Genomic DNA, 25,312 nt, shown 5'->3' on the forward strand with positions numbered 1-25,312 from the left:
CGCTGAAGCAGTAGCGGCTGAGCCCGCCGGATCGCAGGAGGAGCGGCGGCGAACGGCGAACTTGGCGGTCTCGGATCTACGATCGGGGGCGTGACAGAGTCCCTCGCCTCGCCCGACGCGCTCGCGGCAGCCCTCGACACCACCGGTTACCTCGCCGACGAGGGGCTGGCCACCGCGGGATTCCTCGCGACGCAAATGCAGCGTCCGCTCTTCTGCGAAGGCGAGCCGGGCACCGGGAAGACCTCGCTGGCGCTTGCCTTGTCAGAGGCCTTGAAGTGGCCGTTGGTGCGGCTTCAGTGTCACGAGGGCATCGACGCCGCGCAGGCGCTCTACGAATGGGACTTCCCCCGTCAGCTGCTGCACCTGCGCGCCCTCGAAGCGGCCGACGGCGGACGGCTCGACGCGGAAACTGCCGAGCGTTCGCTGTACACGGAGCGGTTCCTGCTCGCGCGACCGCTGCTGCAGGCGCTCACCACGACGCCGTGCGTGCTGCTGGTGGACGAGATCGATCGCGCTGACGACGAGTTCGAGGCGTTCCTGCTGCAGTTGCTGGACGAGTACACCGTCACGATCCCGGAGTACGGCGAGGTGCGTGCGGAGCAGCCGCCGCTGGTCGTGCTGACGTCCAACCGGACGCGCGAGGTGCACGACGCGCTCAAGCGCCGGTGCCTTTACCACTGGCTCGAGCATCCGGACCTGGCCCGGGAGATCAAGATCCTGCGCCGGCGTCTTCCCGGGATCGGCGAGACGCTAGCGCGGCAGATCGCCGACGCGGTGCACCGGCTGCGGGCGATGGACCTCCTCAAACCGCCGGGGGTCGCCGAATCTCTCGACTGGGCAAGGGCTTTGCTCGCGCTCCAGCGCGACGAACTCGACGCCGCGACGGCCGCGCGCACGCTGGGCGCGGTGCTGAAGTACAGCGAGGATCTCGACCGGGTGCGGGCGAAGCTGGACACGCTGTTCTCGTGAGTTTCTGTCCATTGTGGATGGTGGCTTAATTCCGTTGCGCCGGGTGGGTGGGATCGGGCATGCTTGAAGCATCACTGAACGACTTCGCCGACTTCACTGATTTTTGCTGATCTTGTGACTGTGCCGGAAGGAGGGCTCGTGGCCGACTTCGTCCGGACTGCCCTCCCGGCTGTCCGCTGAGTTCCCGTTCTTTCCTGAAGGTTCCGCGCGCCCGCCTTGCGCTACCGAGGCTGGCCGCTGCGCGCAACCACGGTCCGCGCACGCTGTCCCGGAGGCGGGACGGCGTGCGCGGCCGCCCTTGGCCGATCTCGACGCCGACGCCGCGGCCTCGGTGAGAGTGAAGGTGGGCCTTGGGAAGCGTGCGGCGTCGGGCTGGACGTTGGGATGCGTCCGGCGTGGGCGGAGCCCGGGGGAATGCTCTGCGTGGGCGGAACCTGGGGAAGCGGCCGTGTGGGGCGGGACGTTGGGATGCGTTCGACGTGGGGCGAAACCCCGGAAGCTGCACCGCGTCGGCGGAACCTGGGGAAGCGGCCGTGTGGGGCGGGACGTTGGGATGCGTTCGGCGTGGGCGGAGCCCGGGGGAATGCTCTGCGTGGGCGGAACCTGGGGAAGCGGTCGCGCGGGGCGGGACGCTGGGATGCGTTCGGTGTGGGGCGAAACCCCGGAAGATGCACCGCGTGGGCGGAACCTCGGGAAGCGGTCGTGTGGGGCGGGACGTTGGGATGCGTTCGGCGTAGAGCGAAACCCGGGGAACCGGCCGCGTGGGGTGAAACCTTGGGAAGCGCCCGCCGTGGGGCGGACCTGGGAAGTGCTCCGCATGGGGCGGGACGGCCGGGAACGGGTTCGGCCAGGACGGCGATGTGCCGCCCGTCGGGTCCATGAACGACGCCCGAGGCGGATCCGTCATCAGCGGCCGCCCTTCTTGGGAAGCGGCCGTCGTAGGGCGGAACCTTGGGAAGTTCTGCGGGCGATCCGGAACATCCAGGCGAGCGAAGCGGTTCATCCTGGAATGGCGGTGCGGAGGAACGCTGGCGAGCTGGAGCGGCTCAAGCTGAGACCTTCGCGTGCCCAAGAATCCGCCCAAGAACCCGGCTGGGAACCTCCGCGCGGGCGAAAACCTCGGCGTACCAAGATCGTCGCCGACCACCCGCGGCCTGCGGCTGAACAACCGCGACGCGGGATGGCGGGAACGGTCGGGGCCGGAGCGAGTGGAGGGCGTCCGAGCGGCTCGGGATCGGCTGTCGCGGCGCGGGTTCCGGTGGTGGGGTCACAATGGTGGACATGAACACCGAAGTCGCTGACCCGCTTGCTGGTTACGCGGGGTTCGCGGCGGCGTTGCGGGAGGCGGGCGTCGCGTGTGACGCGCGGCGGGTGCAGGCTTATCTGTCCGCGGTGGCACAGGTCGATGTCGCTCGGCCGACGCAGTTGTACTGGGTCGGGCGGCTGACGCTCTGCTCCGACCCCGACGACCTGCCTCGGTACGAGGAAGCCTTCGCGCGGTGGTTCGAAGGGGACGACAGTCCGAAGGCGACGTCCGGGACTCCGGCGCGCAAGCAGGCCCGGATCGCTCCGCTCGTCGCGGCGGCCGGCGACGGGGACAGCACCCAGGAATCTCACGACACGCTCCGGGTCGCGGCCAGCGAGCACGAGGTTCTCCGGCATCGGGATCTCGCCGAGCTGACCAAGGCCGAGCGGGCGCATTTGCGGGAGTTGCTGGCGACGTTGCGTCCAGTGCTGCCCCGGCGGCGGGCGGCGCGGCGGACGCCCGCGCATCGTGGTGCGCTCGATCCGGCGCGGACACTGCGGGCGATGCTCGCGTCCGGCGGCGAGCCGGTTCGGCTGGCGCATCATCGGCGGGGGACGCGGGCGCGGAAAGTTGTCTTGCTGATCGACGTTTCCGGCTCGATGAGTCCGTACGCGGACGCGTTGCTGCGGTTCGCGCACGTCGTCGCGCGGGCGGCTCCGATGTCGGTCGAGGTGTTCACGCTGGGTACTCGGATGACGCGAGTGTCCCGGCAGCTCCGGCAGCGCGATCCGGAGCAGGCGATGCTCGCCGCGGGCACTGCCGTGCCCGATTTCGCTGGTGGGACGCGGCTTGGCGAGACGCTGCGGGTTTTTCTCGACCGCTGGGGGCAACGCGGGTTCGCGCGACGCGCGGTAGTCACCGTGTTCTCGGACGGGTGGGAGCGCGGCGACGTCAGCCTGCTGGCCGAGCAGCTTGGCCGGCTGCGCCGTCTCGCGCACGCCGTATTCTGGGTGAATCCGCACGCAGGGCGCGAGGGTTATGCTCCCGTCCAATCCGGCATCGTGGCCGCCCTGCCGCACATCGACCGGTTGCTGGCCGGGCACAGCCTGGCGACGTTGGAACGACTCCTCGGGGAGATTGCCGATGCGTGACGTACTGGACGACGTGTACCGCCGCTGGCAGGCGGGCGAAACGGTCGGGCTCGGCACGGTGGTGGCCACGTTTTCGTCGGCGCCGCGGGCACCGGGCGCTTCGATGATGGTCGCGCCGGACGGCACGGTCGTCGGAAGCGTGTCCGGCGGCTGCGTCGAAGGCGCGGTGTACGAGCTGGCCAACGAGGTCGTCGCCGAGCGGAAGCCGGTTTTGCAGCGCTACGGCGTCAGCGACGACGACGCCTTCGCGGTCGGGCTGACCTGCGGCGGGATCATCGACATCTACGTCGAACCGGTGGACCGCGAATCGATGCCGGAACTGGAGCGCGTCGTCGAATCGGTGCGCAGCGGCGAGCCGGTCGCGGTGGTCACGATCGTGGAGCACGAGACGCCGGGGCTGGTCGGCGAGCACATGATCGTGTGGCCGGACCGGGTCGAGGGGTCCCTTGGCTCGTCCCGGATGGACGATGCGGTCGCGGACGACGCGCGCGGGCTTCTCGCCGCGGGACGCACCGGGACGCTCCATTACGGACCGGACGGGCAGCGGCGCGGCGAGGGCATGGCTGTCTTCGTGAATTCCTTTGAGCCGCCGCCGCGACTGCTGGTGTTCGGCGCGATTGATTTCGCCGCCGCAATGGCACGGATGGGTGCTTATCTCGGGTATCAGGTGACGGTCTGCGACGCGCGTCCGGTGTTCGCGACCAGCAGCCGGTTCCCGGAGGCGCACGACGTGGTCGTCGACTGGCCGCACCGGTACCTGAAGGCGGAGGCCGAAGCGGGCCGGATCGACGCGCGGACGGCGATCGCGGTCCTCACGCACGACCCGAAGTTCGACGTACCGCTGCTGGAGGTCGCGCTGCGGCTCGACGTCGGGTACGTCGGCGCGATGGGTTCCCGCAAAACGCACGACGACCGGTTCGCGCGGCTTCGCGAGGCCGGGATCACCGAGGGCGAGCTGGAACGCCTGTCGTCGCCGATCGGCCTCGACCTCGGCGCGCGCACGCCGGAGGAAACGGCGGTGTCGATCGCGGCGGAGATCATCGCCCTGCGCTGGAGCGGAACCGGGCGGCGGCTGGCGGCGTTGAGCGGGCGGATTCACAGCTAAGAGGCCTGGCAAGCGTTTGCGGGCGGGACTTGGCGGCTGGGTTCGGGACCTTCCGCGGGCACTGGCTGCCGGGGATTCGGTGCTGGACGGGTGGCGCGTTCGAACGGGCCAGGATTTGGCGACGCCGGGCGGACGCGGAGCTGGAAACCTGGGCGCCTTGCTGGCTGGTCTGAGTTCGGCAGCTGACGGTGCCGGGCGGCCTGGCAACGCGGCAGATGCTGCGAAGACCGCGGGGTGGCTGGGCGGGTGGTGCCACTAGCGGGAGTCATTCGCTCTGCGGCTTGGCAACACCGCCTCGAAAAGCCGGAATGGTGCATCGCCTGGCGGTTGCTGCGATGGGTAAGCAGTCGACAGGAGAGGCGACTGGCAGGGAGCCCGCTCGGCGAGACCGAGACTGCGCAGCGGTGCGGCGAGCAGAAGCCGCCAGAAAGAGCCGCACCACGGCAGGCGTCCGGCAGCCGTACTCGAAGAGCGCATTCCGGCTGCCGACCAGCGAGCCCCAGCTGGCAAGGCACCGCGACCCCAGCCAGAACGTCCAACCCGAGGCCGGAAAGCCGTCCTCAAGGCACCCGCAACGAGCGATTCCACCAGCGCAATCCGCCGGGAAAACCCCTCCCCGCAACGAAACCCGGTGAACCCCCGACCCGAAACCGCGCGCCCTCGGGAAGATCCGCCACCGTCGCCCCGAGTCGAAAAATCACCCGTCCGGATTCACGCAGCTGCGCGGCAAAAGCGCGAAAAACCCCGCAGGTGCGGAACAACCGAGTCGACGTGCGACATCAGGACTTGTCCGCGCGCGAAAGGCGTAGCACGCTCCCCTGTGAGGCCGATCACGATCGCGCCTTGGCCGTTCCCGAACCGGCCCGCCGCCTCCGCCGGGGCTGGCGGGCATTTGCACTTGGAGGCCTTTGATGCGCATCACCGTCACTGTCGACGGCACGAAATACACCGATGACGTCGAGCCGCGCACCCTGCTCGTCCATTATTTACGGGAACGCGTCGGGAAGGTGGGCACCGTCGTCGGGTGCGACACCAGCAACTGCGGCGCGTGCACCGTCCATCTCGACGGGCACAGCGTGAAATCCTGTTCCGTCCTCGCCGTGCAGGCCGACGGATGCGAGGTCACCACCATCGAGGGGCTGGCCCGCGACGGGCAGTTGCACCCCGTCCAGCAAGCGTTCCACGACAATCACGCCCTGCAGTGCGGGTTCTGCACGCCGGGCATGATCATGCAGTCCATCGACCTGCTCGCGGACAACCCGGACCCGGACGAGCAGGCCGTGCGCGAGGGGCTCGAGGGCAATCTTTGCCGCTGCACCGGGTACCAGAACATCGTGAAAGCGGTTCGCGACGCGGCGAAGCACATGAGTCCTGGTGCGGGGCCGGACGCCGAGAAGATCGAGCAGGCCAATCACGTCGGCGTGGGTGGTGAATGATGACTGCCACGATCGAGCCTGAGGTAGGAAAGTCCCGCCGCCGCAAGGAAGACGAGCGGCTGATCACCGGGCGCACCCGGTGGACGGACAACATCGCCTTGCCGGGGATGCTGCATCTCGCGGTGTTGCGGAGTCCGTTCGCGCACGCCAAGATCGTTTCGATCGACACCTCCGCGGCCAAGGGATTGCCCGGGGTCGTCGCCGTGTACACCGCTGCCGACCTCGACCCCGAGGGCGCGATCGGCATGCCGTGCGCCTGGCCGATCACGCCGGACATGGCCGCGCCGCGACGGCCGGTGCTGGCGGCGGATCGGGTGAATTTCGCGGGGGAGGGCGTGGCCGTGGTGGTCGCCCGGTCGTCCGCGGAGGCGCATGACGCGCTCGAGGCGATCGAGGTCGAGTACGACGAGCTGCCGCCGGTGCTCGACCTGGAAGCCGCGCTCGCCGAGGACGCGCCGCTGGTGCACGAAGAACTCGGCAGCAACAAGAACGCGTTCTGGGTCTTCGACTCGGCCGAGGCCGGGACCGGCGGCAACGTCGAGGAAGCACTGTCCTCTTCGGAGGTCGTGCTGAAGCGGCGGTTCCGCCAGCAGCGGCTGGTGCCCGCGTTCATGGAGCCGCGCGCGTGCGTGGTCGACCCGACCGGCGCGCAGCTGACCATGTGGTCGGCCACCCAGGTGCCGCACATCCTGCGCGTGATGTCCGCGCTGACGCTCGGCATCCCGGAGCACCGGCTGCGCGTGATCGCGCCGGACGTCGGCGGCGGATTCGGCGGCAAGATCGGCGTGCTGCCCGAGGAAATGATGACCGTGCTCGTCGCGAACAAGCTCGGCAAGCCGGTGAAGTGGAACGAATCCCGGTCCGAGACGATGCTCGCCGCGCACCACGGCCGCGACCAGATCCAGGACATCACGATCTCCGCGAAGGCCGACGGGACGGTCACCGGGCTCAAGGTCGAACTGCTCGCCAACCTCGGCGCGTACAACGGCCTGGTCGGGCCGGGCGTGCCGATCCTCGGCGCGTTCATGTTCAACGCGATCTACAAGATCCCGGCCTACCACTTCGCCTGCACCAACGTGTTCACCACGACCACGCTCACCGACGCCTACCGGGGCGCGGGCCGGCCGGAAGCGACGTTCGCGATCGAGCGGATCATGGACGAGCTGGCCGACGAGCTGGGCATGGACCCGATCGAGCTGCGCGAAAAGAACTGGATCAAGCACGAGGAATTCCCGTTCACCACGGTCTGCGGGCTCACCTACGACTCCGGCAACTACGAGGCCGCGACCGAAAAGGCGAAGGAACTCTTCGGCTACGACGCGCTGCGCCGCGAGCAGAAGGAGCGTCGCGAGTCGAACGACCCGGTGCAGCTCGGCATCGGGATCTCGACGTTCACCGAGATGTGCGGGCTCGCGCCGTCGCGGGTGCTGGGTTCGCTCGATTACGGCGCTGGCGGCTGGGAATACGCCTCCCTGCGGATGCTGCCGACCGGCAAGGTCGAGGTGACCACGGGTGCGTCGGCGCACGGCCAGGGGCACGAGACGGCGTGGAGCCAGATCGTGGCCGACCAGCTCGGCGTGCCCTTCGAGGACGTCGAGGTGCTGCACGGCGACACGCAGTCCTCGCACAAGGGCCTCGACACGTACGGCTCGCGTTCGCTGGTCGTCGGCGGCATCGCGATCGTCAAGGCCGCGGAGAAGGTGGTCGCGAAGGCGAAGCCGATCGCCGCGCATTTGCTGGAATGCTCGGAGGACGATCTCGAGTTCTCCGGCGGCAAATTCACCGTGAAGGGCACGGATTCCTCCACCACGATCCAGGACATCGCGCTCGCGGTGTTCGCCGCGCACAACCTGCCGGACGGCGTCGAACCGTCGCTCGATTCCGACGCCACCTTCGACCCGGAGAACTTCTCCTTCCCGCACGGCACCCACCTGTGCGCGGCCGAAGTGGACACTGAAACCGGCCGGGTGAAGCTGCGTTCGTACGTCTGCGTGGACGACGTCGGCAAGGTGGTCAACCCGCTGATCGTGGAAGGCCAGGTGCACGGCGGGCTCGCGCAGGGCATCGCGCAGGCGCTGTTCGAGGAGGCCGTGCACGACGAGAGCGGCACTCTCACCACCGGCACGTTCGCCGACTATCTGCTGCCCTCGGCGGCCGACCTGCCGTCGTTCACCACGGACCGCACGGAAACGCCGTCGACCACGAACCCGTTGGGGGCCAAGGGAGTCGGCGAGGCGGGCACGATCGCCTCGACGCCCGCCGTGGTCAACGCGGTGGTCGACGCCGTGCGCCACTTCGGGGTGAACGACATCGAAATGCCGCTCACGCCGATGCGCGTGTGGAACGCGGTGCGGAACGGCACCCCTGATGCCGGCGGACCCGGCGGCGAGGCCGGCGGCGGTCTCGGTTCGATCGACGCCTCCGGAGGTGCCCAGTGATCCCGGCTCCGTTCGACTACGTCGCTCCGTCCACGGTGGACGAAGCTGTGCGGGCGCTCGCCGAGGCGGGCGAGGACGCCAAGGTGCTGGCGGGCGGGCAAAGCCTGCTGCCGGTGCTGCGGATGCGCCTCGCCGCGCCGACCACGCTGGTCGACCTCGGGAAAATCGCCGAACTGCGCGGAGTGCGCGAGGACGGCGACGCGCTCGTGGTCGGTGCGATGACGACGCATTACGACGTCCAGCGCGATCCGTTGATCGCCGAGCACGCCGCGCTGGTGAAGGAGGCGACCGACACCGTCGCGGATCCGCAGGTGCGCCACCGCGGCACGTTCGGCGGCGCGATCGCGCACGCGGACCCGGCAGGCGACCTGCTGGCTCCGGTGCTCGCGCTCGACGGCGAGCTGGTGCTGGCCGGGCCGAACGGGCGGCGCACGGTGTCCGCGGCGGAGTTCTTCCAGGACTACTTCACCACCGCGCTGGCCCCGGACGAACTGCTCGTCGAGGTGCGGCTGCCCAAGCACACCGGCTGGCGGGCGCATTACGAGAAATTCAACCGGGTAGCCCAGGCCTGGTCGATGTGCGCGGTGGCGGCCACCGTGCGCACCGAAGGCGGCGTGATCGAGGAAGCCCGGGTGGCGCTCACGAACATGGGCGCGACCCCCGTCCGGGCGACCGGCGTCGAACAGGCGCTGCTCGGCGCGCAGGCCAACGCGGAAACGATCCGGGCGGCCGCCGCGCACGCGGCCGAGGGCACCAACCCGGTCGCGGACGGCAATTCCGACGTCGAATACCGCCAGCATCTCGCGCGGGTGCTGACCGGGCGTGCCGTCGCGGCGGCGGTGGGCGCCTGAGCTGACCGGTCGTGAAGGACTCCTTGGGGGAATCAGATTCCCCCAAGGAGTCCTTCACGGACCGCTTGCCGGGAGACGGCCGTAAGGTGGACGGCAACGGCTCGAAGCAGTGCGCAGGAGAGGAGGTCGGCCCGTGCGGCTCGACCACGAATTCACCGTCCCCGCCCCGATCGGGGAGGTCTGGCAGGCCGTCATCGACCCGGAGCGGGTCGCCCCGTGCATGCCGGGGGCCTCGCTCACCAAGGTGGAGGGGGACACCTTCGCGGGCACGGTGAAGGTCAAGCTGGGGCCGATTTCGCTGCTGTACAAGGGAACCGGCGAGTTCCTGGAGAAGGACGAGGCGGCGCGCAAGGTCGTCATCAAGGCGTCCGGCAAGGACGCCCGCGGCGGCGGCACCGCGGCGGCGACGGTCACCCTCACGCTCACCGAACGCGACGGCGGCACGCACGGCGCGGTGGCCACCGACCTGGCGATCACCGGACGTCCGGCGCAGTTCGGCCGCGGCCTGATCTCCGAGGTGGGCGGCAAGATCCTCGACACTTTCGCGGGCAATCTCGCGGCCTCGCTGGAGACCCCGGCCGAAGCGGCTCCGGCGGAGAAGCCGGAAGAGAAGCCCGCGGCGGGGGCACCGGTCGCCGCGGAGAACCCCGCCGAGAAGGCCGCTGGGAAGCCCGCGGCCGAGGAGAAACCCGCCGCCGAGGAGAAACCGCATCTGCGGAGCGTGCCCGCCGGGGGCGCGACCGGCGAGACCGAGGCGATCGACCTGCTCGACTACGCGGGCCAGTCCGTCGCGAAGCGGCTCGCCCCGGTGGCCGCGGGCGCGGTCGTGCTGCTGATCGTGCTGGCCATCGTGCGGAAACTGCGCCGCCGCTGACCGATCCGGGACTGCCCGCGCGCTCTACCCAGAGCGTGCCCAGCGGGCAGTTCGCGGACGAGTTTTCGCTCGGTTCGGCTAGCCGCGGAGCGGACCCGCTACCCTGGGCAACTTCCGTAGGCCGAATTTCGCGTGGGGGCGCCCGTGACGCAGGCACCTGTCCCCATCGGGGTGCGCGGCGCGGTGCGGGCCTGGCGCGGCTGGCCGCCGCGCTGGGCGATGTGGGCGGTCGCGCGACGGCGGTGGATCGGCTACGCGATGGCGTGCGAGGCCGTCGCCGTGGCGCTCACGGCGACGGGTCTCGCGACCGGGTTCGGCGGACCGGTGCAGTTCAGTTCGTTCGGCGTGCTCGTGGGGCTCGGTGTCGCGCAGGCCGAAATGTCGCGGCGGATCGAGCGGCTGCGGCGGTGGATGAGCGGGCAGACGCACATCAACGTCACGTCCGTCTGGTACCTCGCCGGTGCGTTCCTCCTTCCGCCGGCGTGGGTCGCGTTGCTGGCATTGGTGCTGTACCTGCATCTGTGGCTGCGCGTGTGGCGACACGTGCGTACGCGGCCCGCGCATCGCTTCGCGGCGAGTACCGCGTGGGCGATGCTGTCGTGCTTCGCGGCGTCGGCGGTGTTGACCATCGGCGGCCTGGATCAAGCGCGGCTCGACACTGCGTACGGCGTCCTCGCGCTCGCCTTAGCGGCAGCTGTCTTCGAGTTGGTGAACGTCGTCCTCGTGGCGACGGGCATCTACCTGTACACGAACAGCCGCTCGCCCGCAGACCTCATCGGCACTTGGGAGGACAACGCCTTCGAGCTGGCGACGCTCTGTCTCGGCGGGCTCGTCGCGCTGGCCTTCGTCCACCAGCCGGTGCTGGCGGTGTTCGTGCTGCCGCCGTTGCTGTTGCTGCACCGCTATCTCTTGCTGAAGCAGCAGTTGCAGGTAGCGGTCGTGACCGACGAGAAGACCGGTCTGCTCAACACCGCGGGCTGGCACGAACTGGCGACTCGCGAATTCACCCGGGCCCGGCGGCGCGGGGCGGGCAGCGGGTTCGCCGTGCTCATGATCGATCTGGACCATTTCAAACGCATCAACGACACGTACGGGCACCTCACCGGCGACGAGGTGCTGGCCGCGGTGGCCGTGGCGATCGAGGCTTCGGTGCGGCAAAGCGACACTGTCGGCCGGTTCGGCGGCGAGGAATTCGTGGTCCTGCTGCCCGCGACCGGCGGCACCGACGTGCTCGGGATCGCCGAACGGGTTCGGGTCGCGGTGGGGGAGCTGACCGTCTCGGTGGGGGGTCCGCTGCGGATCAGCGGACTCTCCGTGTCGGTCGGGGTCGCCTGTTATCCGCAGGCGGGCACCACGCTCGACGAGGTGCTGCGGTCCGCCGACGCCGCGCTGTACCGGGCGAAGGACGCCGGCCGGAACCGGGTGGCGGTCTGAGCCGGAAATACCGGGCGCGGGCAATTGTTGAACGTTGTATGAGCACTGCGGATCACGAGACCGACGTCGTGGTGGTCGGGGCCGGGCAGGCCGGGCTGTCGGCGGCGTATCACCTGCGCCGGGCCGGGTTCGCCAACGAAAGCGGGTTCGTCGTGCTCGACCACGGCAAACGCGCGGGCGGGGCGTGGCAGTACCGGTGGCCGTCGCTGGTCGTCGGCAAGGTGCACGGGATCCACGACCTGCCGGGGATGGCGTTCGGCACCCCGGATCCGACGCGTCCGGCGAGCGAAGCCGTGTCGGAGTACTTCGCGCGCTTCGAGAAGACGTATGACTTGCCGGTGCACCGTCCGGTCGACGTGACCGCGGTGCGGCGCGCGGGGGAGCGGCTGGTGGTCGAATCGCCCGCGGAAACGTGGGCGGCGCGCGCGGTGATCAGCGCGACCGGGACGTGGGACCGGCCGTTCTGGCCGCGGTACCCCGGCAGCTTCGCCGGACGGCAGCTGCACACCGCGGATTACCGCGGCGCGGAGGAGTTTCGCGACCAGCGCGTGGTGGTCGTCGGCGGCGGGACGTCGGCGGTCCAGCTGCTGCTGGAGATCGGTCCGGTCGCCCGCTCGACGGTGTGGGTGACGCGGCGTCCGCCGGTGTGGCGCGAGGAAGAGTTCAGCGAGGAGTGGGGCCGCATGGCGGTGGCGAAGGTCGACCAGCGGGTGCGGGCCGGGCTGCCGCCGGAGAGCGTCGTGAGCGTGACGGACCTGCCGGTGACTCCGCAGGTGCTCGCCGGTCGGGCGGCCGGATATCTGGACCGGCGGCCGATGTTCTCGCGGCTGGTCCCCGACGGGGTCGTCTGGGAGGGCGGCGGTTTCGAGCCCGCGGACATCATCCTGTGGGCGACCGGATTCCGGGCGTCGATCGACCATCTGGCTCCGCTGCACCTGCGGACGCCCGGCGGCGGGATCCGGATGGACGGGACTCGGGTAGTCGCGGAGCCGCGCCTGCATCTCGTCGGGTACGGGCCTTCGGCGAGCACAGTCGGGGCGAACCGGGCCGGGCGCGCCGCGGTGCAGGAAGTCCGGCGGCTGCTGCAGAGCTGAGGTACGTGAGGGCCACCTTCACGGAATCAGAGTCCCTCAGGGTTCCCCTCACGGCACTTTCCGCGGCAGCACCGGGGCGCTCCGCCGTTCGGGCGGTCTTGATCGTTTCACGTCCGTTCCGGGCTTGTCGGGAGAAACCGGGCCCGCTACTGTGCCGTTTTAGTTAGGAAACTTTCTTAACGCAACGAGACGCCGCAGAACTAACGCCGCCGCCCTGTTCCCGTCCGGCCCGAAGGAGTGCGACGTGTCCTCGTCCCGTGTCCGAAGTCTCGCCCGGTTCGCCTTGCCGGCGGCCGCGGTGGTGCTGCTGCCCGCCGCGGTCTCGCCCGCGCGCGACGCCCAGGCCGCTGCCGCCGATGTGCTGCTGTCCCAAGGCAAACCCGTCAGCACGTCCACGCTCGAGACGTCCTCGTTGAGCGGCGAGAACGCCGTCGACGGGAATCTCAAGACCCGCTGGGCCAGTGCGGTCAGCGCCGACGCGCAGTGGCTGCGCGTCGATCTCGGGCAGGCCGCCACGATCCACCGGGTGAAGCTGAACTGGGAAGCGGCCTACGCCAAGAAGTACCGCATCGAGATCTCCGACGACGGCGAGAACTTCAAGTCGATCGCGACGATCACCAACGGCGACGGCGGCACCGACGACCTCACCGGGTTGTCCGGGCACGGCCGGTTCCTGCGCTTCGTCGGCACCGAGCGCGCCACGAAGTACGGCTATTCGCTGTGGGAGCTGCAGGCGTACGGCACGCCGGACTCGTCCGGGGACACCCAGCCGCCCACCGCTCCGTCGAACCTCGCCGCGGGCGAGATCGGCTCCAACAGCGTCGCGTTGACCTGGGCCGCGGCGACGGACAACGTCGGCGTCAGCGGGTACGAGGTGCTGCGGGACGGCAAGTCCGTCGCCACCAGCGCGACCACGTCCTACACCGACAACGGCCTCTCGCCGGACACCGACTACACCTACACCGTCCGCGCGAAGGACGCCGCCGGCAACACCTCGCCGGCCAGCAGCGCGGTCAAGGTGCATACGAAGCCGGGGACCGCGGGCAACACCTTCGTCCTCGCCGCCGCCGGCGACATCGCCGAACAGTGCACCGCCAGCAGCTCCAGCTGCATCCACCCGAAGACCGCGAAGCTCGTCCAGGACATGAACCCGGCCGCGGTAATCACGATGGGCGACAACCAGTACGACTCCGACGACGTCGGCCTGAAGCTGCAGAACTTCAAGGACTACTACGACAAGACCTGGGGCAAGTTCAAGAGCATCACGCACCCGATCCCGGGCAACCACGAGACCTACGACGACAACAAGCCGTTCGAGGCCTACGAGCAGTACTTCGGCAAGATCGCCACGCCGAACGGAAAGCGGTACTACAGCTGGGAAATGGGCAACTGGCACTTCATCGCCATCGACTCCAACGGCTTCGTCGACGACAAGGACGGCGGCGTGCTCACGGACACCGACCAGATGAACTGGATCAAGCAGGACCTGGCGAAGAACACCAAGGGCTGCGTCGCGGCGTACTACCACCACCCGCGGTGGAGCTCTGGCGACCACGGCGACCAGCGCGGCTCCAAGCAGCTGTGGGACCTGTTCGCGCAGAACAAGGTCGACCTGATCCTCAACGGCCACGACCACCACTACGAGCGGTTCGTCCCGCAGGACGCGAGCGGCAAGGCGGACCCGGCCGGCCCGGTCGAGATCGTCGGCGGCATGGGCGGGGCGAACCCGTACCCGGTCCACGCGGCGCATCCGACCACGGCGAAGCTGCTGAAGGACACCTTCGGCGTGCTGAAGCTGACGATGACTGACAACACCTTCTCCGAGCAGCTGATCGGTCTCGACGGCAAGGTCCAGGACAGCAGCCCGACCTACACCTGCCACAACTAGGGGCCGGTCATGTACATCGCGACAAGCCGTAGTTCGGACGTCGCGGCGGGCACCGAGCGGAAGGCCGGCCTGCGCCGGGTGTCGGCGAACGTCGTCGCACTCGGCGCGGTCAGCCTGGTCACCGACATCTCCTCGGAGATGGTGACCGCGGTGCTCCCGCTGTATCTGGTGCTCGGCCTCGGGCTGAACCCGCTGCAGTTCGGTCTGCTCGACGGGCTTTACGCGGGAGCCACCGCCGTGGTCCGCGTGCTCGGCGGGCATCTGGCCGACCGGTGGCGCCGCCTCAAGGCGGTCGCCGGGTTCGGCTACGGCTTGTCCGCGGTGTGCAAGCTCGGCCTGGTCGCGGCCGGGGCTTCGGTCGCGGCGATCGGCGTGGTGCTGGCCGCCGACCGCACCGGCAAGGGGCTGCGCACCGCCCCGCGCGACGCGTTGATCTCGCTCAGCAGCGAGCCCGACACGCTCGGCCGGTCGTTCGGCGTGCACCGCGCGATGGACACCGTCGGCGCGTTCCTCGGCCCGCTCGTCGCGATGGCCGTGCTCGCGCTGAGTCTCGGCAGCTATACGTCGGTGTTCTTCACCAGTTTCTGCATCGCGGCGATCGCGGTGCTGCTGCTGGTGTTGTTCGTGCGCGACCGGCCCGCCGCGGTCGACCGGGCCGCAGTGTCCGTGAAGGCCGCCTTCGGGCTGTTGCGCGAGCGTGGTTTCCGCCGGGTGGCCGTGTGGGCGGCGCTGCTCGGGTTCGTCACCCTTGGCGATTCCTTTGTGTACCTGGTGCTTCAGCGGCGGTGGGAGGTCGCGGCGACGTTCTTCCCGTTGCTGCCGCTCGGCACCGCCGGGGTGTACCTGGCGCTGGCGGTGCCGCTGGGCAAGCTGGCCGACCGGATCGGGCGCTGGCCGGTGTTTCTCGGCGGGCACGTCGCTTTGGTGGCCGCGCTGGTCGCGTTGTGCGGGCCGGTGTCGGGTTTCTGGCTCGCGGCGCTCGCGTTGGGGCTGCACGGCGTGTTCTACGCGGCGACTGATGGGGTGCTGATGGCTGCCGCCGGACCTTTGGTACCTGCTGATCTTCGCGCGACCGGATTGGCTGTGGTCCAAACTGGACAGGCGGCCGCCCGGATGCTTTCCTCTGTCCTCTTCGGACTCGCCTGGACCTTGTGGGATCTCCAGCCCGCCGTCCTCGTGGCGGCCGGAGCGCTCGCTGTCGTGGCGCTCGGCGCCGCTTTCGCAAGGCCGGTGCGCAAATGAAAAAGGTCCTTCTCGCCGTTGCCGGCACGGTGGTGCTCGCGGCCACCGCGGTGGTTTACACGGTTGCCGCGCGGCCCAGTCCGGCCGAACCGTCGAAGGTCGAGCACCTTTCGCTCGCGCCCGGACAGTTGTTCTTTCGCAGCACGAAGACGGGCAACGTCGGCGTCGTTCCGCTCGCGAATCCTGGTGCTGAGCCGAAGTTCAGCGACCTGAAGTGCGACCGGTTCGCGGTGTCCGCGTCGACCGGGATGTGTCTCGCGGTGCGGCCCGGCACATTGCCCGCGGTCAGCGACTTCAGCATCCTCGACCGGAATTTCACCACGACGCACAAGGACTACCTGCCGGGAACGCCGAGCCGGGCACGCGTGTCGCCGGACGGCAAGCGGGTGTACTGGACGGTGTTCGTCACCGGCGATTCCTATGCCGCCACCGGGTTTTCGACCCGTGCTGGGGTTTACCAGCTGGACAACGGCGAACTGGAAAAGACGATCGAGGAACTGCCGGTCCTGGTCGAGGGGAAGCGGTACTTCTCCTCCGACGTCAACTACTGGGGCATCACGTTCAGCAAAGACGGCAAGCGGTTCTACTCGACGCTGGGCAGCAAGGGCAAGACGTACCTGATCGAGGGCGATTACGACACCTACCGCGGCAAAGCGCTGCGGGAGAACGTGGAATGCCCGTCGCTGTCGCCGGACGAAACGCGGATCGCGTTCAAGAAGAAGGTCGGCGAGGGCGTCTGGCGGCTGTCCGTGCTCGACCTCGAGACGATGCGGGAGACCGCGCTCGCCGAGACCCGCAGCGTCGACGACCAGGCGCTCTGGCAGGACGACCACACGATCCTCTACGGCCTCGAGAACGCCGTGTGGGCGGTGCCCGCGGACGGGTCCGGAGCCCCCCGCAAGCTCGTCTCCGACGCCGGGTCGCCCGCCGTCACCAGCTGATTCGACATCTCTTTACCTCGTATAGTACTCTCCTGTCCGGCAATACTTTACGACGTAAAGAGATGAGATGGCTGAAGCGACTCTGCACGACGGAACGCGGATCGATGCGCAGGTGCGCGGGGACGGGCCGGTGCTGCTGCTCCCGGTGGACCCCCGGCCCGCCGAGGGGCCGGAGGCCGAGGCGGCCCGGCAGTGGGGCGCCGATCCGGAGCTGGGCCGTTCGCTGATCGAGGGATTCGCCGGGTTCCGGGTGGCGGCCTTCGACTACCAGGGGCACCGGATGGCGCATCCGGCCGACTTGACGCCGGACGTGGTCGCGGCGGATTTCCTGGCCGTGGCGGACGCGGTCGGGGCGGAGCGGTTCTCGTACTACGGGTACTCGTGGCTGGCGCTTTCCGGGCTGCAGCTGGCGTTGCGGACGGATCGGCTGGACGCGTTGGTGATGGGCGGGTATCCGCCGCTGGACGGGCCGTACGCGGCGATGCTCGCGGTGACCCGGGCGACGTACGAGATGGCGCTTGCCGGGCCGTCGGCCGAGGCTAAAGCCGAGCCGGGCGATTGGGATTCGGTGGACGTCCAGTTGTCGACGGACCAGACGAAGCAGTTCGTGACGTTGTACGAGGCGTTGCAGGACTTCGACGACCGGGCCGTCGAGCTGTCGTGCCCGCGGTTGTGCTTCGCGGGGTCGGAGGACCGGATGGTGTACAGCGAGCGGTGGGGCGGGGTGACCGTCGACATCGCCGGGCCGCTGCTGCGCGAACGTGCCGAACTGGAGGCGCGGGGGTGGACCGTCGAGGTGCTCGACGGGCTCGACCACATGAGCGCGATGCAGGCGGCCACCGTGGTGCCGTTGGTGCGGCCGTGGCTGGAGAAAGTGACCTCGTGAGTGCCTAGGCCGGTTCTAACCGGCTGGAACGCTCACGACCCCCCACCCAGCCGCAGCTCGTGTTCCAGTGCCTCCAGCTCCGCCCCGCCCGCCATCTGCCGGGTCAGCTCCGGCAGTTCGATCTCCGACTTCTCGTAGGAGCCGAGCGCCGTGCCGCGTTTGAGGAGCAGGAAGCGGTCGGCCACCGGGTACGCGTGGTGCGGATTGTGCGTGATCAGGACGACGCCCAGGCCCCGGTCGCGGGCCTGGGCCACGTACTTCAGCACCACGCCGGCCTGCTTCACGCCCAACGCGGCGGTCGGCTCGTCGAGGATCAGCACCTTCGCGCCGAAGTGGATGGCCCGGGCGATCGCGACACACTGCCGCTCGCCGCCGGACAGCGTGCCGACCGGCTGTTCGACGTCCCGCAGGTCGATGCCGAGGTCGGCGAGGGCTTTCTTCGTCAGCTCCCGGCCTTTGCGCCGGTCCAGGGCCCGGAACGGGCCGAACCCGACGGTCGGCTCGGAGCCGAGGAAGAAGTTGCGCCAGACGCTCATCAGCGGCACCACGGCCAGGTCCTGATAGACCGTGGCGATCCCGCGGTCCAGCGCTTCCCGGGGAGAGGCGAACCGCACCGGCGCGCCTTCGACGAGGAACTCGCCTTCGTCGTGCTGGTGCACCCCGGCGAGGATCTTGATCAAGGTGGACTTTCCCGCGCCGTTGTCGCCCAGCACGCAGGTGACCTCGCCCGCGTTGACCACAGTGGACACTTCGCGCAGCGCGACCACGGTGCCGTAACGCTTGCCGACGTCCTTGACTTCGAGGAGAGCGTTCATCGCCGGACCCTTTCCGCGCGCCGCCGCAGCGCGTTGTTGACCAGGACCGCCGCCAGCAGCATGATCCCGAGGAACAGCATGAACCAGTCGTTGTCCCAGCCGGCGAAGACGATGCCCTGGCGCGCCATGCCGAAGATCAGCGCGCCGATCGCCGCGCCCACCGCCGAACCGAACCCGCCGGTCAGCAGGCAGCCGCCGATCACCGCGGCGATGATGTACTGGAATTCGAGCCCGATGCCCTGATTCGCCTGGACGCTCGCGAACCGCAGGATGTTGATCGAACCGACGAGCCATCCGGCCAGCGCGGTGCCCATGAACAGCAGGATTTTCGTGCGCACCACGGGAACGCCGACCGCGCGGGCGCTTCCCGCCGAACCGCCGACCGCGAAGATCCAGTTGCCGAAGCGCGTCCGGACCAGCAGCCACGCGGCCACCGCGATCGCGCCGAGCCACCAGACGATGGAGATCTGGAATGGCGTGCCGCCGATGTCCACTGTGGAGGCGAAGACGAAACCGGCGGACGCGTAACCGTCGGTGGAGCGCATGCCGGAGACCTGCACGGTGCCGGTGACCAGGCGGGTCACGCCGAGATTCAAGCCTTGCAGAGCAAGGAAAGTGCCGAGTGTGACGATGAAGCTCGGCAAGCCGGTTTTCATCACCAGCCAGCCGTTGAACGCGCCGACCGTCAGCGCGAAGACCAGCGAGACGAGCAACGCGAGCCACACGTTCCAGCCGGCTTGGGTGGCGAGGATCGCGGTGACCAGCGAGGTGGACGCGGTCATCACGCCCGCGGACAGGTCGAACTCGCCGCCGACCATCAGCAGCGACACCGCCACCGCCATGATGCCCAGCGTCGCCGCGTCGTCCAGCCAGGTCGCGGCTCCGCTGGCGCTGAAGAACTTGTCGGACGCGAAGGTGAAGAACAGGAAGACCACGACCGCGCCGAGGAGCGCGCCGATCTCCGGGCGGACCACCAACCGGTCGGTCAGCCGCGGCTTCGCCAGGCGTTCGTCGAGGGTCGTCATCGGGTGCCCCTTTGCACGTACTGGCCGACCTTGTCCACTGTGGATTTGTCGACCAGGTCGGGTCCGGTGAGCACCGGTTTGCCGCCGCCGACGACGTTCGCGTTGTCCCGGTACAGCTTCAGGAACTGCACCGGGAGATAGCCCTGTTCGTACTGTTGCTGGTCGACCGCGAACAGCACGTCGCCGGCCTTGATCGCGGCCACGACGTCGGAGTTGAGGTCGAACGTGGCGACCTGCGCCTTCGCGTTCACCGACTTGATCGCGCTCACCGCGCGGGCGGCGACCTGCGAGTTCAGCGTGAGGACCGCGTCGATCGACGAATCGGTCTGCACCGCGCCGCGGATGCGGGACTCGGCGTCGGTCGGGTTGGAGATGTCGACCTGCAGCGTCTGCACGGTGCCGGCGAATCCGGTCTTCGCCCCGTCGCAGCGCTGCGCCTGACCGACGTTCCCGGCCTCGTGGATCACGCACAACAGCTTGTGCTTGCCGAGGTCTTTGAACTTCTTCCCGGCTTCCTGACCGGCGATCGACTCGTTCTGCCCGACGTGTGTGAGCGCACCGTACGCCGCGCTCTTGTCCTCGCCGGAGTTGATGGTGATCACCGGGATCCCGGCGCGCACCGCGGCTTCGATGGACGGACGCAGCGCCTCGGGATTCGCCATCGACACCACGAGCCCGCCGGTTTGCTGCGCGACCGCGTTGTCGATCAGCTTCGCTTGCGCGCCCGGATCACCGTCTGAGGTGTACTCCACTTGCACGCCAAGGTCTTTGCCCGCCTGCTCGGCCCCGTTCTTGACCACGTTCCAGAACGCGTCGCCTGCGGTACCGTGCGTGATGACCGAGACCTTCAGCGGCCCGGACGGCGTCGACGCGGCGGCGGGCGCGGTCGTCTTCGGTTCGGCGGCCGGACCGGTGCAGGACGCCAGCAGCAGGCCCGCGGCCAGCAGGCTTGCCACCGCGCGGCCGGAGCGTCGTGCGCGCTCCCAGCGATGGGACATCGTTGTCTCTCCTCGCTTGGTGTCCAACGTCAGCCGGTGATGGTGCGCAGATACGAGAGGCTGGCCGCGACGTCCTGACCGGGGCGGTCCGCCGGGCTGTCGTCGCTCAGCGCGGTGTCCTGCTCCAGGACGTACCAGCCGTCGTAGCCCGCTTCGGCGACGGAGCGGACCATGGCTTCGATGTCCACGTCGCCCTCGCCGAGCGGTACGTAGAGACCCTTGCCGACGGCTTCGGCGTACGGCAGTTCGCCCGCGCGGACGGCGTCGGCGAGTTCGCCGCGGACGTCCTTGAGGTGCAGGTGCCCGATCCGCCGCGGGTGCCGTTGCGCGAGCGCGACCGGGTCGGTGCCGCCGATCAGCAGGTGACCGGTGTCCAGGCAGAGCTGCAGGTCCGAATCGGCGAGGAAGCGTTCGACTTCGGCCTCGGTTTCGACGTGCGTGCCGACGTGGGGATGCAGGACCGTTTGGAGGCCGTGCTTTGCTGCTATGCCGCGGATCTTGCCTGCCGTGCGGACCAAAGTGGACCATTCGGCGTCGGCAAGGGTGGGCCGTTCGTCGTAACCGTCGAGGCCGGTCGCCGCGGCGAGAACGAGTATTCCGCCGCCGCAGGCCGCGAAGAGCGCGGCCGAGTCTTCCGCTTCGGCGACGGCCGCGTCCGGATTTTCGTGCAACGGCACGGCAAGGAAGCCGCCGACGAGTTCGAGGCGATGGCTTTCCAGAAGGCTCTTCAGCTCAGCCGGGGCACGCGGCAGATAACCGGGTGGACCCAATTCCGTTGCGGTGACGCCTAGTTCGGCCATCTCGCCGAGCACTGCCGGGGCTTCGAGCACCCGGCCCCAGCCGGGCACCTCGCAGACTCCCCACGAGATCGGGGCGGCGGCGACGCGGATCTTCGCGGTCATGGATCCCTCTCCGGTCGGGGGACGGGCCCTTGATTAGAGCGCTCTAAGCTTGTAGCGTCCGACCCGTCGCGTCAAGCGCTTCTCCGGGGAGGTTTTCGCATGGGGAAGCCCACCATGGAGGACGTCGCCGCGCGAGCCGGGGTCTCCCGGGCACTGGTTTCGCTCGTGATGCGCAACGCGCCGAACGTCTCGGCGCAGCGCCGCGCGGCAGTGCGGAAAGCGGCTGAGGAACTCGGATATTCGCCGCACGTGATGGCGCGTTCGCTGGCGAGCCGGACTTCGACGGTGCTCGGCGTGATGGTGAACGACCTGCGCAACGCCTTCTTCGCGGACGTGGTGGAAGGGCTGGACGCGGCGGCTCAGGCAGCCGGGTTCGATCTGATCCTCAACACCGGCGGCCGGATGCCTTCTCGGGAGGGCGCGGCGTTGCGCAGTCTCCTGTCGTTCCGTCCGGCCGGCGTCGTGCTGTTGTCACCGGTGGTTCCGGCCGCTGCGATCGAAGCCGCGGCACGGCAGTGTCCGGTAGTGTTGGTGTCGCGTACTTCTCGTTTGTCCACTGTCGATACTGTGAATGACGACGGCGAGGCTGGCGCGGCGTTGGCCGTCGAGCACTTGGTGCAGCTCGGGCATCGGCGGATCGCGCATCTCGACGGCGGGGGAGCGGCCGGTGCCGCAGCTCGGCGGCGAGGTTTCCAGCGGGCGATGCGGGCCCACGAACTGGAGCCGATCGTGGTGCGCAGCGAGCACACTGACACCGCGGGCGAAAAGGCCGTACAGGAGTTGCTGTCCTCGTACTCGCCGCCGCCGACTGCACTGGTGGCGGGCAATGACTTCAACGCGGTCGGCGCGATCTCGGCGCTTGAGGAACACGGGTTGCGGGTACCGGAGGACGTTTCGGTGGTCGGCTACGACAACACTTCCTTGGCCTCCCTGCGGCACATTTCACTGACCACAGTGGACCAACCGCGCGCGGAAATGGCGCGGCTGGCCTTCGATGCGCTGCTGGAGCGCATCCGCGGTGAACGCACTGAACCGGTGCGGCATCTGCTTCATCCGTCCCTGGTCGTGCGGGAGACCACGGGGCCCAACTCAGGGGAGGCACAGCGATGAGGGTGGGACTGGCGGGGGCCGGACGGATCGGCGCCGCGCACGCGGAAACGCTCGCGGGCTTCGACGAGGTCGCGTCCGTGGTCGTCGCGGACGTGGACCCCGCGCGAGCCCAGTCGGTCGCCGCTCGGCTCGGGGTCGAGGCGGCCGAGGGAATCGACGCACTGTTCCGGGCCGGTCTCGACGGTCTGGTCATCGCCGCGGCCACCGACGCGCATCCGGAGTTGATCATCCAAGCGGTCGACGCGGGGGTGCCGGTGTTCTGCGAAAAGCCGGTCGCCGCGGACATTCCCGGCACGCTCGCGGTCATCGACCGGATCGCGGACGCGGACGTCCCGGTCCAGATCGGCTTCCAGCGCCGGTTCGACGCGGGCTACCAAGCCGCGCGGGTCGCGGTGCAGAGCGGGGAATTGGGCTGGCTGCACAGCGTCCGGGCGACCACTTTGGACCCGGCACCGCCGCCCGCCGCCTATGTCGCGCATTCCGGCGGCCTGTTCCGGGACTGCGGCGTGCACGACTTCGACATCCTCCGCTGGGTGACCGGCCGGGAGGTTTCGGAAGTTTTCGCGGTGGGGCGCAACAAGGGCGAGCAGTTCTTCGCGGACGCCGGAGACGTCGACACCGCCGCGGTAGTGCTGACGCTCGACGACGGAACCCTCGCGACGGTCTCGCTGGCCCGCTACAACGGCGCGGGCTACGACGTGCGCTTCGAAGCCCTCGGCTCGCTGGGGAATGCCGTGGTGGGCTTGGACGATCAGGCCCCGCTGCGGTCAGTGGAGCCGGGCTTCGGACCGTTGCCGGGACCGGCGTATCCGGGCTTCATGGAACGCTTCCGGACGGCTTATGCTGCCGAGCTGCGGGCGTTCCTGGACGTCGCCGCCCGCCGGATCCCGTCGCCCGCGGGGGCGGAGGATGCGTTGGAGGCGTTCTACATCGCGGAGGCGTGCGAGGTCTCGCGGAGGGAGAACCGCCCGGTGCGGGTCGTCGAGGTGCGGCGGTAGGTCAAGCTCGCGGGCGAAGCAGCTTCTCCACCAACGTATCCACCACATCCGCCGGTACCGTCGACGCGGTCAGTGCACTGTAGACAATCGGCCCCAGCAAAGCGTCCATTGTGGCCTCCGGAGCCAACACCGGAGAAATCTCGCCCGCTTCGGCAGCCCGCGTCAGCATTTGTCGTTCCGCGAGCTGCCGCGGCTCCAGGTAGCGCTCGTGGAACCGCGCTGCCGTCCCGACATCGTGCTGCGCCTCGGCCAGCAACGTGAGCAGGCATTTGCCCGCGGGGTCTTCAGTGAGGAAGTGCGCGAAGTCGCGCAGATACGCCCGGATGCGGTCGGCCGTCGGGTCTTCCGTCGGCACCGGCAGGCGTTTCTCGCTGTCCTCGATCAGCGTGTCCAGCAGGATTTCGACCTTCGACGGCCACCACCGATAAATCGTCTGCTTCGCGACGCCGGCGCGGCGCGCGATCGCTTCCACGGTCAGTGCACCGAAGCCGTGCTCGACCAGCAGGTCGTCGGCGGCGTGGAGCACCGCCAGGCGGGCGGCCTCGTCGCGCCGGTTGCCGGAGCGTGCCCTGCGGGGCTGGGAATTGACTGCGGGCATACCGGACACCCTACCGTGCTACTGTCTAGACGTGACGTTGCGTCTAGACAAGGGAGCGGTCATGGCGGCACGCCGGGCGTTGGTGGTCGGGGCTTCGCGGGGGCTGGGATTGGTGCTGGTCACCGAGTTGGACCGGCGCGGGTGGGAGGTCATCGCGACGACCCGCAGCGGTTCGGTGCCGTTGGAAGGAATGCGGACCGAACAGCTGGAGATGACCGATGAAGCACAGATCGCGGCGCTCAGAGACAGAGTGGACGGTCCGCTCGATCTGCTCTTCGTGAACGCGGCGATCGATCGCGGGAACCTGCCGATCAATGAAGTGCCCGTCGAGATGTTCACCGAAGTGATGATCACCAATGCGTTGGGCCCGTTGAGAGTCCTCGAAGGACTGGACGATCTGGTCGCCCCGGGCGGCACGGTCGCGGTGATGTCGTCCGAACAGGGCAGCGTCTCGAGGAACGTCGAACCGGGATACGAGCTGTACAAGGCCAGCAAGGCCGCGCTCAACCAGCTCATGCGCAGCTACGCCACCCGGCACGAGAGCGACGGGCGGACCAAACTGCTCATCGACCCTGGCCACAACCGGACGCGGCTCGGCGGGCCGGACGCGCCGTTGTTGCCGGAAGAAAGCATCCCCGCGGTCGTCGACGTGCTCGAAGCGCGCGCGGGTGAGCTGGGGCTGCAGTTCCTCGACCGCTTCGGCGAGCCGGTTCCCTGGTAACGACTGGGCCGATCGGGTAGCGCCCGGCCGCTTCGCGTGCCAAGCTGCGGGGCGTGCCTGGATCGGGAGAATCCGAGATCGTGCTGATCCCGCTCGACGAGCAGGGGCTGGAGCGGCTGCTGGAAGCCGCGGTGGCCGACGCCGAACCGGCTGAGGTCATGCCGCCGGTCGAAGGCCCCGCCGGATGGACCGAAGCCCGCCGCGAAGCGTTTCTCGCGTTCCACCGCCGACGATCGCTCAATCCGGACACCGCCATCGAAACGACCTGGGTCGTGGAAGTCGACGGCCAGGTCTGCGGGGCAGCCCGCTTGCGGCCGGTGTCCGGGCGGGCCGCGCTGGAGGTCGAAGCCGGGGTGTGGCTCGGCCGTTCGGCGCGCGGGCGCGGAATCGGCCGCAAAGTGACCGCGGTGCTGCTCGACGCGGCCCGCGACGGCGGCGCGGCGAAATTCGTCGCGACGACCACTGTGGACAATGCGGCGGCCCGGCGGCTGATGAGCGGAGCCGGTGCGGAACTGGACGTCCGCGGCACGGAGATCGACGCGCACCTGGAGTTCTGACCGCTCGCCCGGCACCGCCCCAATGCGGCATTG

The 25,312-nt window shown here is 69.3% G+C and carries 22 protein-coding genes; 17 read left to right on the forward strand and 5 right to left on the reverse strand.

From position 1 onward, the window contains the following. Positions 1-90 precede the first annotated feature (90 nt). The 13 genes from SSMG_RS07450 to SSMG_RS07510 all read left to right on the forward strand — a co-directional run bounded on the left by SSMG_RS07450 (position 91) and on the right by SSMG_RS07510 (position 17,555). Positions 91-969, forward strand: a complete 879-nt coding sequence (locus SSMG_RS07450) for a MoxR family ATPase (protein WP_009074293.1) — start codon at positions 91-93, stop codon at positions 967-969. A gap of 1,281 nt (positions 970-2,250) precedes the next feature. Continuing rightward, a complete protein-coding gene (locus SSMG_RS07455) occupies positions 2,251-3,366 on the forward strand; it encodes a VWA domain-containing protein (protein ID WP_037716746.1) in 1,116 nt (371 codons plus the stop codon). Continuing rightward, complete coding sequence (locus SSMG_RS07460) at positions 3,359-4,471, forward strand: XdhC/CoxI family protein (RefSeq protein ID WP_037712891.1); 1,113 nt, start codon at positions 3,359-3,361, stop codon at positions 4,469-4,471. The genes SSMG_RS07455 and SSMG_RS07460 overlap by 8 nt, the downstream gene beginning before the upstream one ends. Before the next feature lie 908 nt (positions 4,472-5,379). Further along, complete coding sequence (locus tag SSMG_RS07465; RefSeq protein ID WP_286156938.1) at positions 5,380-5,907, forward strand: (2Fe-2S)-binding protein; 528 nt, start codon at positions 5,380-5,382, stop codon at positions 5,905-5,907. Then, positions 5,907-8,345: a xanthine dehydrogenase family protein molybdopterin-binding subunit gene (locus SSMG_RS07470; RefSeq protein ID WP_037712892.1), complete on the forward strand. Its 2,439-nt coding sequence runs from the start codon at positions 5,907-5,909 to the stop codon at positions 8,343-8,345. The genes SSMG_RS07465 and SSMG_RS07470 overlap by 1 nt, the downstream gene beginning before the upstream one ends. After that, positions 8,342-9,196 carry a xanthine dehydrogenase family protein subunit M gene (locus SSMG_RS07475; protein ID WP_009074305.1) on the forward strand — a complete coding sequence of 285 codons (855 nt, stop codon included), beginning with the start codon at positions 8,342-8,344 and terminating at the stop codon, positions 9,194-9,196. Before SSMG_RS07470 ends, SSMG_RS07475 begins: the two co-directional genes overlap by 4 nt. Before the next feature lie 133 nt (positions 9,197-9,329). Next, complete coding sequence (locus SSMG_RS07480; RefSeq protein ID WP_037712893.1) at positions 9,330-10,070, forward strand: SRPBCC family protein; 741 nt, start codon at positions 9,330-9,332, stop codon at positions 10,068-10,070. 144 nt (positions 10,071-10,214) lie between these two features. After that, complete coding sequence (locus tag SSMG_RS07485) at positions 10,215-11,504, forward strand: diguanylate cyclase (protein ID WP_199785831.1); 1,290 nt, start codon at positions 10,215-10,217, stop codon at positions 11,502-11,504. 38 nt (positions 11,505-11,542) lie between these two features. After that, entirely contained in the window at positions 11,543-12,598 is a 1,056-nt protein-coding gene (locus SSMG_RS07490; RefSeq protein WP_037712895.1) for an NAD(P)-binding domain-containing protein, read from the forward strand. Between the two features lie 244 nt (positions 12,599-12,842). Continuing rightward, the gene (locus SSMG_RS07495; protein ID WP_078560724.1) at positions 12,843-14,486 is read left to right on the forward strand and encodes a discoidin domain-containing protein; all 1,644 of its coding nucleotides are present in this window, start codon (positions 12,843-12,845) and stop codon (positions 14,484-14,486) included. Positions 14,487-14,495: 9 nt separating this feature from the next. Further along, complete coding sequence (locus SSMG_RS07500; protein WP_009074315.1) at positions 14,496-15,728, forward strand: MFS transporter; 1,233 nt, start codon at positions 14,496-14,498, stop codon at positions 15,726-15,728. Continuing rightward, positions 15,725-16,669, forward strand: a complete 945-nt coding sequence (locus SSMG_RS07505; protein ID WP_037712898.1) for a PD40 domain-containing protein — start codon at positions 15,725-15,727, stop codon at positions 16,667-16,669. The genes SSMG_RS07500 and SSMG_RS07505 overlap by 4 nt, the downstream gene beginning before the upstream one ends. A gap of 67 nt (positions 16,670-16,736) precedes the next feature. Further along, positions 16,737-17,555 (forward strand): alpha/beta fold hydrolase, encoded by an 819-nt coding sequence (locus SSMG_RS07510; RefSeq protein ID WP_009074320.1) that lies wholly within the window; start codon positions 16,737-16,739, stop codon positions 17,553-17,555. Between the two features lie 32 nt (positions 17,556-17,587). Here SSMG_RS07510 and SSMG_RS07515 read toward each other — a convergent pair whose 3' ends face one another. From SSMG_RS07515 to SSMG_RS07530, 4 genes are read right to left on the reverse strand one after another with little or no spacing between them, the layout of a single operon-like run. Further along, positions 17,588-18,370, reverse strand: a complete 783-nt coding sequence (locus SSMG_RS07515) for an ATP-binding cassette domain-containing protein (protein ID WP_037712900.1) — start codon at positions 18,368-18,370, stop codon at positions 17,588-17,590. Continuing rightward, positions 18,367-19,395, reverse strand: coding sequence for an ABC transporter permease (locus SSMG_RS07520; protein WP_009074324.1), 1,029 nt, complete (start codon positions 19,393-19,395; stop codon positions 18,367-18,369). Before SSMG_RS07520 ends, SSMG_RS07515 begins: the two co-directional genes overlap by 4 nt. Then, on the reverse strand, positions 19,392-20,393 hold the full coding sequence (locus SSMG_RS07525; RefSeq protein ID WP_009074326.1) for a sugar ABC transporter substrate-binding protein: 1,002 nt from the start codon (positions 20,391-20,393) through the stop codon (positions 19,392-19,394). The genes SSMG_RS07520 and SSMG_RS07525 overlap by 4 nt, the downstream gene beginning before the upstream one ends. Positions 20,394-20,422: 29 nt before the next feature. Beyond that, positions 20,423-21,295: a sugar phosphate isomerase/epimerase gene (locus tag SSMG_RS07530; protein ID WP_009074328.1), complete on the reverse strand. Its 873-nt coding sequence runs from the start codon at positions 21,293-21,295 to the stop codon at positions 20,423-20,425. 99 nt (positions 21,296-21,394) lie between these two features. Here SSMG_RS07530 and SSMG_RS07535 point away from each other — a divergent pair, with 99 nt between their 5' ends. Next, positions 21,395-22,405, forward strand: coding sequence for a LacI family DNA-binding transcriptional regulator (locus SSMG_RS07535; RefSeq protein WP_009074330.1), 1,011 nt, complete (start codon positions 21,395-21,397; stop codon positions 22,403-22,405). After that, on the forward strand, positions 22,402-23,403 hold the full coding sequence (locus tag SSMG_RS07540; RefSeq protein ID WP_009074332.1) for a Gfo/Idh/MocA family oxidoreductase: 1,002 nt from the start codon (positions 22,402-22,404) through the stop codon (positions 23,401-23,403). Before SSMG_RS07535 ends, SSMG_RS07540 begins: the two co-directional genes overlap by 4 nt. Position 23,404: 1 nt before the next feature. On the opposite strand, the gene SSMG_RS07545 is transcribed toward SSMG_RS07540, so the two are convergent. Next, positions 23,405-24,001: a TetR/AcrR family transcriptional regulator gene (locus tag SSMG_RS07545; RefSeq protein ID WP_037712902.1), complete on the reverse strand. Its 597-nt coding sequence runs from the start codon at positions 23,999-24,001 to the stop codon at positions 23,405-23,407. A gap of 61 nt (positions 24,002-24,062) precedes the next feature. Between SSMG_RS07545 and SSMG_RS07550 the strand changes: the two genes are divergently transcribed. After that, on the forward strand, positions 24,063-24,722 hold the full coding sequence (locus SSMG_RS07550; protein ID WP_086024874.1) for an SDR family NAD(P)-dependent oxidoreductase: 660 nt from the start codon (positions 24,063-24,065) through the stop codon (positions 24,720-24,722). Between the two features lie 53 nt (positions 24,723-24,775). After that, positions 24,776-25,279 (forward strand): GNAT family N-acetyltransferase, encoded by a 504-nt coding sequence (locus tag SSMG_RS07555; protein WP_199785832.1) that lies wholly within the window; start codon positions 24,776-24,778, stop codon positions 25,277-25,279. The last annotated feature ends 33 nt before the right edge of the window (positions 25,280-25,312 follow it).

It is taken from the genome of Streptomyces sp. AA4, assembly GCF_000158875.1.
In the GTDB taxonomy this organism is placed as follows: Bacteria; Actinomycetota; Actinomycetes; order Mycobacteriales; family Pseudonocardiaceae; genus Amycolatopsis.